General features: G+C 69.4%; 3 protein-coding genes. All 3 read left to right on the top strand.

Features of this window, described 5'->3' with window-relative positions; translation table 11 throughout:
• A partial coding sequence (locus ACIQOV_RS37525; RefSeq protein WP_401055262.1) for a hypothetical protein occupies positions 1–223 on the top strand: 223 nt, incomplete at its 5' end.
• 178 nt (positions 224–401) lie between these two features.
• On the top strand, positions 402–2,003 hold the full coding sequence (locus ACIQOV_RS37520) for an acyl-CoA carboxylase subunit beta (protein WP_359902830.1): 1,602 nt from the start codon (positions 402–404) through the stop codon (positions 2,001–2,003).
• Between the two features lie 104 nt (positions 2,004–2,107).
• Complete coding sequence (locus tag ACIQOV_RS37515; protein WP_359902827.1) at positions 2,108–2,317, top strand: acyl-CoA carboxylase epsilon subunit; 210 nt, start codon at positions 2,108–2,110, stop codon at positions 2,315–2,317.
• The last annotated feature ends 113 nt before the right edge of the window (positions 2,318–2,430 follow it).

Genomic DNA, 2,430 nt, shown 5'->3' with positions numbered 1-2,430 from the left:
AGCCGGTCTGCTGATGCGTCTCGGCCAGGACGACGTGTTCGGCAAGGACGGCCTCGGCTGGGACAAGGTCGCCGCGGTGTTCAACACCGCCGGCGGGCCCAAGAGGACCGGCCTACATTACTGGAAGACGTCCCTGACCTGCGCTTTTCTTCATGCTCAGATCATCGGACCATCATCTGTCCGACAACCCCCGGTATCCAACCGAACACCGAGCGCTCAGTGACCGAACCGACAGCTTCTGTACAGGCCTGACAGCTAAACGAACCCGACCTTGTACGGAATCGACGCCGAAACCAGCGCACGGCCCCTCGTACAGTCATAAGTGAAGAAAGTGATTCGCAGCCGGGGGCACAGCAGACGTTGGCTGTCGGACAGTTCCCTCACCCTTGGAGTGGTTCGAGATGACGGTTGTGCATGAGGCGCCGGTCGACGGCGAGGTCCCCGAGGTCCCGGCCGACGCCCGCGGGCGGGTCGCCGAGCTGCACGAGCTGCGCGAGAAGGTCCGCCGCGGCCCCAGCGACAAGGCCACCGAGGCCCAGCACGCCAAGGGCAAGCTGACCGCTCGCGAGCGCATCGAGCTGCTGCTGGACGAGGGCTCCTTCCAGGAGGTCGAGCCGCTGCGCCGGCACCGCGCCCAGGGCTTCGGCCTGGAGGCCAAGAAGCCGCACACCGACGGCGTGATCGTCGGCTGGGGCACCGTGCACGGGCGCACCGTCTTCACCTACGCGCACGACTTCCGGATCTTCGGCGGCGCGCTGGGCGAGGCCCACGCGCAGAAGATCCACAAGATCATGGACATGGCCATCGCGGCCGGCGCCCCGCTGGTCTCGCTGAACGACGGCGCCGGCGCCCGCATCCAGGAGGGCGTCACCGCGCTGGCCGGCTACGGCGGCATCTTCCAGCGCAACACCAAGGCCTCCGGCGTCATCCCGCAGATCTCGGTGATGCTCGGCCCGTGCGCCGGTGGCGCCGCGTACTCCCCCGCGCTGACCGACTTCGTCTTCATGGTCCGCGAGACCTCGCAGATGTTCATCACCGGCCCGGACGTGGTCCAGGCGGTGACCGGCGAGAAGATCACCCAGAACGGCCTCGGCGGTGCGGACGTGCACGCCGGCGTCTCCGGTGTCGCCCACTTCATCTACGACGACGAGCAGTCCTGCATCGAGGAGGTCCGCTACCTCCTGTCGCTGCTGCCGCAGAACAACCGCGAGATGCCCCCGTCCGTGATGAGCGAGGACCCGGTCGAGCGGCGCAACGACAGCCTGCTGGACCTGGTGCCCGCCGACGGCAACCGCCCGTACGACATGCGCAAGGTCATCGAGGAGATCGTCGACCACGGCGAGTACCTGGAGGTCCACGAGCGCTGGGCCACCAACGTGCTCTGCGTGCTCGCCCGGATCGACGGCCACGTCGTCGGCATCATCGCCAACCAGCCGCAGTCGCTGGCCGGCGTGCTGGACATCAACGCGAGCGAGAAGGCCGCCCGCTTCGTCCAGATGTGCGACGCCTTCAACATCCCGCTGGTCACCCTGCTCGACGTCCCCGGCTTCCTGCCCGGCGTCGACCAGGAGCACGGCGGCATCATCCGGCACGGCGCCAAGCTGCTGTACGCGTACTGCAACGCCACCGTGCCGCGCATCTCGCTGATCCTGCGCAAGGCCTACGGCGGCGCCTACATCGTCATGGACTCCCGTTCCATCGGCGCCGACCTGTCCTACGCCTGGCCCACCAACGAGATCGCCGTCATGGGCGCCGAGGGCGCGGCCAACGTCATCTTCCGGCGCGAGATCAACGCCGCCGAGGACCCGGACGCCATGCGCGCCCAGAAGATCAAGGAATACAAGAACGAGCTGATGCACCCGTACTACGCGGCCGAACGCGGCCTCGTCGACGACGTCATCGACCCGGCCGAGACCCGCCAGGTGATCTCTTCCGCCCTGGCCATGCTCCGCACCAAGCACGCCGACCTGCCCAGCCGCAAGCACGGCAACCCGCCGATGTAGCGGCGCGCTCCGCCGCGCGTGCGCACCGCACGCGCCCCGCAGCAACCGCCCGTACGCACCGGGCACCCACCTCAGACCGCAGCCACCGGGGGAGAAACCAGGACATGACCGCTTCCGCCGAACCCCTCGTCCGCATCGTCCGCGGCAGTCTCACCGACGAGGAACTCGCCGCCCTGACCGCCGTCCTCGCCGCGCGCGCCGCCGCCGCGCAGCAGGCCGCCGCCGCCGCGCCGATCGAGCCGATCGCCAACTGGCAGCGCCTGGAGCGCCGCCCGGCGTACTACTCGCCGTTCAGCTGGCAGCAGGCCGCCTGACGGCCCACGACCCGAGCCGACGGCCGGTCACCCCGCCGCCGCCGCGCCGATCGAGCCGATCGCCAACTGGCAGCGCCTGGAGCGCCGCCCGGCGTACTACTCGCCGTTCAGCT

Origin of the sequence: Kitasatospora sp. NPDC091257, from assembly GCF_044757675.1 — a bacterium.
Lineage (GTDB): Bacteria > Actinomycetota > Actinomycetes > Streptomycetales > Streptomycetaceae > Kitasatospora > Kitasatospora lactacystinica.
Note: the sequence above shows the minus strand (reverse complement) of the source record. Positions and strands in the feature narration are given on the sequence as shown.

Bases quoted from the DNA above. Each gene is read 5' to 3' on its own strand.
- ACIQOV_RS37520 (WP_359902830.1), top strand. From the start codon at position 402: ATGACGGTTGTGCATGAGGCGCCGGTCGACGGCGAGGTCCCCGAGGTC.
- ACIQOV_RS37515 (WP_359902827.1), top strand. From the start codon at position 2,108: ATGACCGCTTCCGCCGAACCCCTCGTCCGCATCGTCCGCGGCAGTCTC.